Annotated in this window: 5 protein-coding genes; 4 read left to right on the plus strand and 1 reads right to left on the minus strand. The window is 57.8% G+C overall.

Going from position 1 to position 6,860, the window contains the following annotated elements:
• Positions 1-312: 312 nt before the first annotated feature.
• Genes NZK35_RS07565 through NZK35_RS07575 form a run of 3 tightly spaced genes read left to right on the plus strand, consistent with a single transcriptional unit; the run spans position 313 to position 4,251 of the window.
• On the plus strand, positions 313-2,289 hold the full coding sequence (locus tag NZK35_RS07565; protein ID WP_259631924.1) for an ATP-binding protein: 1,977 nt from the start codon (positions 313-315) through the stop codon (positions 2,287-2,289).
• Positions 2,290-2,292: 3 nt separating this feature from the next.
• The gene (locus NZK35_RS07570; RefSeq protein WP_259631925.1) at positions 2,293-2,757 is read left to right on the plus strand and encodes a response regulator; all 465 of its coding nucleotides are present in this window, start codon (positions 2,293-2,295) and stop codon (positions 2,755-2,757) included.
• Between the two features lie 42 nt (positions 2,758-2,799).
• Positions 2,800-4,251, plus strand: a complete 1,452-nt coding sequence (locus tag NZK35_RS07575; protein ID WP_259631926.1) for a glycerophosphodiester phosphodiesterase — start codon at positions 2,800-2,802, stop codon at positions 4,249-4,251.
• On the opposite strand, the gene NZK35_RS07580 is transcribed toward NZK35_RS07575, so the two are convergent.
• Positions 4,205-4,591 (minus strand): hypothetical protein, encoded by a 387-nt coding sequence (locus NZK35_RS07580; RefSeq protein WP_259631927.1) that lies wholly within the window; start codon positions 4,589-4,591, stop codon positions 4,205-4,207. The two genes, NZK35_RS07575 and NZK35_RS07580, sit on opposite strands and share 47 nt — an antisense overlap.
• A gap of 658 nt (positions 4,592-5,249) precedes the next feature.
• Here NZK35_RS07580 and NZK35_RS07585 point away from each other — a divergent pair.
• Complete coding sequence (locus NZK35_RS07585; RefSeq protein WP_259631928.1) at positions 5,250-6,704, plus strand: protein kinase domain-containing protein; 1,455 nt, start codon at positions 5,250-5,252, stop codon at positions 6,702-6,704.
• The last annotated feature ends 156 nt before the right edge of the window (positions 6,705-6,860 follow it).

Genomic DNA, 6,860 nt, shown 5'->3' on the forward strand with positions numbered 1-6,860 from the left:
TCCGGTCGCGGTTCAAAACCGCCGTGAAAGACCGGAGGGCTCGCGCCCTACCGCTAACAAAAAACGCCCCGCTTTGCGTCTCTAAACGTGTTAGCGGAACGGCGCGAGCCGTCCGGTCGCGGTTCAAAACCACCGTGAAAGACCGGAGGGCTCACGCCCTACCGCTAACAAAAAACGCCCCGCTTTGCGTCAAGGTAGATGGCATGGGGCGGTGGACGTCGTCCATGGCACGCGGTCCGCGGCCAGAGGCTACAATCAGGCGTGAAAGCATGAAGTCAAAGGCCCACAGCTCCTCCCCTGGTTGCCTCCATCATGAGCGGTCCTCGTTCAAGTCCGGTTGACGCAGAACAGCGAACGACCGAGCTGGTCGGGACCCTGTGGATCATTCTGATTGTCAGTTTGGCCGTTCATGTGTTGACGTTGGTCGCGGCGCGATGGCAGTTCGCGGATTTGAGCTGGACACACGAGCCATTTCATTCGACCGTTGAGATGGCCGGGGCGATCGTGGCATTGGGGGTCGCATGGATGTTGCTGTCGTTGGAACGGCTGCAATCGGGCACCAGTTACAACACGTGGATCGCGTCGGCGTTGGTCGGGATGGGCGTTCTGGATGGGCTGCACGCGATGGTCCATGTGGGCACAACCTTCGTTTGGCTGCACAGTCTGGCGACGGTCACCGGCGGGCTGCTGTTTGTGATGGTCTGGTTGCCGCGTGATTGGAAACGGTGGGCGCAGTGGTGTCCTTGGTTGGTGTTGGTCGTGTCGCTCGTTGTCGGCATCGGTTCGATTCTGCTGGGGGACCGACTGCCGAAGATGACTGAGGGCAGTCAGTTCACGCCGCTGGCACAGCAAATGAACATCGGTGGCGGGCTGTTGATGTTCGCCGCGACGGTTCGGATGGTTTTGACATACCGCAAGACCGGCAACCAGGACGACCTGCTGTTCTGCCTGCACTGCGCGCTTTTCGGGGCCGCGGCGATTATGTTCCAACAATCCAAGCTTTGGGATTTGCCGTGGTGGGGATGGCACTTTTTGCGGCTGGTCGCCTACGGCGTCGCCCTCTGGTTCGTGATCAAGACGGATGATCGCACGGCGCGTGCCTTGCAACGTCGGGCGGCGGATCAAGCCCGCGTGGAGGCGTTGAAGGAGAACGCGGAGCAGCTTGAGCAATCCAATGCAATGCTGCGCCGCGAGCAGTTCTTGATCAATTCGTTGCTCAGCACGATTCCCGATGCCGTGTTCTTCAAGGATCGCCAAGGCCGGATTCTGCGTGCCAATCATGCGATGGCACGCGACGCGGGATTTGATCACCCCGATGAATTGATCGGCAAGACGGATCAACAGATCTGGGCGGGCGAGTTGTACGTCGAAACCGCAGTCGACGAACAGAAGATCATGGAGACGGGGGAAGCCATCGTCAACAAGGAAGAAATGCCACTGCGCGATGGAGGTCCACCGCGTTGGGTGCTGGTCACCAAGATGCCACTGTACGATGAAGACGGAAAGATCACGGGTCTCTTTGGGGTCGCACGCGACATCACCGAAATTAAGTTGCAGGAGCTCCAGCGGGAGCGGCAGGCGGAGGCATTGGCCCGGGCGAAGGAGGACCTTGAGCGGAGCAATGCCGATCTGCAACAGTTCGCCTACGTCGCGTCCCATGACTTGCAAGAACCGCTCCGCGCCGTGGCCGGGCATTGCCAGTTGCTGGAAATGGCATTGGCCGACAACGGTGATGAACGCGTCCAGAAGTTTCTCCGCCACGCGGTCGATGGTGCAAAACGGATGCAGCAGTTGATCAACAATCTGTTGGATTATTCCCGGGTGCAATCACGCGGCCGAGAAATGGTCGCGGTGGACATGCGCGGCGTAGTGGACGACGCCCTGAAAAATCTCGCCGTCGCGATTGAAGAGCACGACGCGGTGATCGACGTCGATGAGTTGCCGAGTATCAAGGGTGATCGCGACCAGCTGATTCAATTGTTCCAGAATCTGATCGGCAACGCGATCAAATTTTGTGGCGAGGACGCGCCGCAGATTCGGATCGCGGCCGAGCGTGATGCGGACCGGTGGCGTTTTTCGGTCCGCGACAACGGAATCGGACTGGAGAGCGAATATCAAGAAAGGATCTTTGTCATTTTTCAGCGGCTGCACGGACGGACCCGTTATCCTGGTACCGGGTTGGGACTGGCCATTGCAAAGCGAATCGTCGAGCGTCACAGTGGACGAATCTGGGTGGAGTCCGAACCGGGCGCGGGCAGCACCTTCTTTTTCACTCTATTGCCGGCATAAACCATGACTTCGCGAGACGACTTTCTCGATACGAAACAAAAGATCGAAGTGTTGCTGGTCGAAGATAGTCCCAGCGATGCCATGTTGACGATCGAGGCGTTGCGTGAAGGTTGTGTGACGGAACGGTTGCATCACGTTGAAGATGGCGTCGAAGCATTGGCTTATCTACGCCGCGAAGGCAAGTATTGTGACGTGCGCCGTCCCGACGTCGTCTTGCTGGACTTGAACATGCCGCGTAAAAATGGCCACGAAGTCCTCAAGGAAATTCGCGCCGATGATGCACTGCAGTTTCTGCCCGTCATCGTGTTGACCACCTCCGATGATGAGCGTGATGTGTTGGATGCTTATGGCGAAAACGCCAATTGTTACATCACCAAACCGGTCGATCTGAACGCCTTCGTTCGGGCGATGCGATCACTGGGGGATTTCTGGTTGAAATGGGTCACCTTGCCGCCGCGCACGGTTTAGACCCTCACCGTTTTGAATCATTGCCCCCAGAGAGTTGTCCCGATGCCACTGCGGCTTACCATCTTGTTCGGCGCCGTGATCGCGCTATTGCCCCCTGCTCAAGCACAGGTTCCAGCCAACACACAGGTTCCAGCCAACACACAGGTTCCAGCCAACACACAGGTTCCAGCCAACACACAGGGGCCTGCACGCATCGAGACCTTCGACGGCACAGGGAGTTTGCCGACGGGCTGGTCGGTGGTATCGGGCGACTGGAAACAGGCCGATGGAGTGCTGCTGGCGCGGTCGATGGACTCGGACAGTTACATCACGTTCGGTGACCCGTCCTGGAAAAACTATGAAGTCGAAGCCACGGTGACGTTTTTGAAAGTCCGCGATCCGGCGCGTTGGGTTTCGTTGCTGGTGCGGGCCTCTGAAGACGGACAGACGCCATGGTCACAGGTGCCGGTTCGGTTTGATGCGACGCAAAAGAACGGTGTGGAGTTTGCCGTCCGGACGACTCCGCGTCAGTGGAGCGTTCGCCAGACGGCTGCGGCATCGAAGCCCAGCGAGTTGAACCGAGCTCGACGGATCAAAGCGATCGTTCGCCAATCGTACGTGGAAGTCCACTTGGACGGGCAACGGGTGTTGAGTAGCCATTATTGTGTCGACCGAGACCGCGGCTGTGTGGGGCTGGGTGTGAGCGGTTGCATCGCTTCGTTTGATGACGTTTCGGTGCGTCGATTGCCTGAAGGCGAGAGCGATGTCCCTGCGTCTGCGGGGCCTTGTGAGACGGTTGCGCATCGAGGTTTTTCAGCCGTCGCACCGGAGAACACGTTGGTCGCGATCAGCGAGGCGATCCAGGTTGGCGCCAGCGGCTGCGAATTTGATGTCTACCGCTGCGGCGACGGGACGGTCGTCTTGATGCACGACAAGACCGTTGATCGCACCACCGACGGAACGGGACGCGTCACCGAACTCAGTCTCGATCGCCTCCGCCAGCTCGATGCAGGATCATGGAAAGGTGCCCGTTTCGCTGGCGAACGGGTGCCGACGCTGAAAGAGGCGCTGCAGCGGCTCCGCGGTACCGGCTGCCAACCGGTGATCGAAATCAAGATGGAGGGGATTTCTCAACAGGTGGTCGACGACGTCCGCGCGTTGGACATGGTCGATCAAGTCGCCGTGATCGCATTCAGCCAACAGGTGGTGCGGGAGATCAGGGAATTGGAACCTCAACTCACCTGTGCCTGGCTGTTTGGCGATGCCATCGACGGCACACCGGCCGAGCAAGCCGATTGGTTAAAAATGCGTGCCGATCAATGCAACGCAACGATCTTGGATTTGAACTACAAAATCCTTTCACCGGCTCTGGTCGCCGAGCTGAAACAACGCGGACTGGCGGTTTGGACCTGGACCGTGAACGAGGCCGCGGTGATGCGTGCGTTGCATCGCTGGGGCGTGGACAGCATCACGACCGATCGTCCGGATCTGTTGACTGCGGCGGTTGAACCTTGACGCCCAGGTGATGAAACAGAAACGCGCAGGTATCGACCACCTGTTCGATCTTCTGTGACAGGCCGGAATCACCGCCGTGTCCGGCGTTGGCACTGGTCCGTAACAGCACCGGCAGCCCGTCCAGAAACTCCCGCGCGTACGCATTCTGATCTTCGCTCCAGCGTTGCACTTCTGCGTCGTTCCAGTCTTCCAGCCAGCGATAGTCGTCGGCCACGTCGATTCCATGGTAGGTGTCGACGGTCGGCGAGGTGCGAGTTGCCGGAGGCTGTGCCGGAAGGAGATGGGACGACAAAACGGTAATCACTCCGGCAAACAGAAACGTTGAAAGGAAGGGACGCATGATTGTGAAGGAGCTCCATTGCGGGTAGATCACCGATGACGAATCGGCCAAACGGTCCGCGGAATGTGGCGGTTAGGCAATGAGTCGAAGTCGAGGTTTCTCTCGCCTTGCATTCATGATGTCCTTCCAGCGTCTTCATCCCCGTTCGATTTGCCGATAACGAGACGGCATTCGGGTCGTCCTAGGCGAGGGAATCAACACAGTTCGCCGTAGGAGAGGACGGAATCCGCGCTGAAAACCCGACATCAATTGCTGCACCGTAATGTATCAATTTGTGTCGAGGCGTGCGGTTGCTTCGGTGGCTGGGCGACGAAGCCATCGTTTGGGCGCTCGACGGTGACGTCAAAGTGATAAAATCACGGACGAAGTGGGGCGTATCATGACAGGTTTGTGGCAAATCGGCCGTGTTTTATCGATTGTGGTGCGTTCGTGGTGCGGACGGATAGGGGCGCCCGTTCCAGCGAGATTTGCCGTTGGTCCTTGGGTGTATCTAGTAGCAAATACCGCAGAAGGACTGCTATACTGACGGGCGTAGCAAAGAGCGACATCGCAGCGATCCGGGCCGTTTCAGGACCGAGACGGCGTTGCCGCTCGTTGCTCCGCTTTTCTGCGATTTCGGGGCGTCGCACTGTTCGAATTCACGCACGGATCGCCAGCGATGATTGGTCCGAATCAAGACCGTTCGACCTTTGTCCCCATCCACCGAAATCTGTCGGATCGGTTGGCAAAGACAGCGTGCAGCATCTCGGACAAACTGCAATTGTCCCTGCAGCGACTCGAAGCGACCGGAGTTTTTGATTCAGGTCAAATGCGTTTGATCGAGGAGGAGTTCGCGGCGGTGTGGGGGTCGGAGGATTCGTTTCACCACATTTCGTTGCTGCAACCCGGTGATCAGATCGAACACTTTGTGATTGATCAACTGTTGGGGTGTGGTGGCGAAGCGCATGTGTTTCGGGCTCACGAAGCAGGAACGGGAAAAGTCTTCGCGATCAAAGTGCTGCATAACGCGCGGACGAGTGAGCGGTTTCATCGTGAAATGAAGATGGTGCAGCAGGTGGCGCACCCCAATATCGTCACCGCGTACGAGGTCGGCGAGATTCACGGCATGCCTTACATCGCGATGGAATTGATGCAAGGTCCAGATCTCAATGCGATGGTTTCCGACAACGGCCCGATGGATTGGCGGCGATCTTCTGCTTACATCTTGCAAGTCGTCCGCGCGTTGGCACACGCCCATTGCCGCGAACTGGTCCACCGAGACATCAAGCCGGGCAATATCATTCTCAATGGCAACGACCAAGTCAAACTGGTCGATTTGGGATTGGCGTCGATGCGAATCGGATCGTTAGACGAAGAGACGCAGTCGTTCAATTTGACACGCGAAACGCAGATCGCCGGAACGTTGCCGTACATGGCACCCGAGCAGGCGAAATCGCTTTCCAAGGCCGATGTTCGTTCGGACATCTACAGTCTGGGTGCCACATGGTTCTACCTGTTGACCGGGAAAGTTCGTGTCCGCGGTAAAACGTTTTCACGGCAGTACAGGAATCTCGTTTCCAAGCGGCGGTTTCGTGAGATCCCCGCCGACAGTCTGCCACCGAATCTGTTCCAGATCTTTTCGAAGATGGTTGCTTACGATCGCCGCCAACGTTACCAAAGTTGTTTGTCATTGGAGCAAGACTTGGGGAAAGCGTTGGAGGATTTGGGGCAAAACGTCACCTCACAACAACTCAGTGTCTTGATCGTTGAAGACAGCCAATCGGACATGTTGTTGGCGGTCGAATTGCTCAAGATGGCCAATGAGAGTCTGATGATTCATCAGGCAACCTGTTTGTCCGATGGCATCGAAATTCAAGCCGAGCATTCCGTTGATCTGGTCTTCTTGGATCTGACGTTGCCCGACAGTGCGGGTGTTGCGACGGTGGAGCGGTTCCGTGCCGAACACAGCGAGGTGCCGATCGTGGTGCTGACGGGACTTTCCGACGAACAAGTCGCCGAGGCCTGTGTGAACGCGGGGGCGACCGATTTCATCTCCAAAGATGATTTGACCGCCCACAAGTTGGAACGTGTGATTTTCGTCACCTTTTCCCGACACGCCGCGATGGAGAATTGAATCCGCGCTGCGGGGTCGCAGCGAATCGATTCGCCCGCGTCGCGGCAGTCCGCGTTTGCAAAAGAGCCGATCGGGAGGCAGGTTCACGCGGGGCGGCAGGCCGGGTCCGAGGGCTCCAACGTGATTTGCTTCGACACCCTAGTATCTCACCCATCG

This window comes from Stieleria sedimenti (genome assembly GCF_025060895.1).
GTDB classification, from domain to species: domain Bacteria; phylum Planctomycetota; class Planctomycetia; order Pirellulales; family Pirellulaceae; genus Stieleria; species Stieleria sedimenti.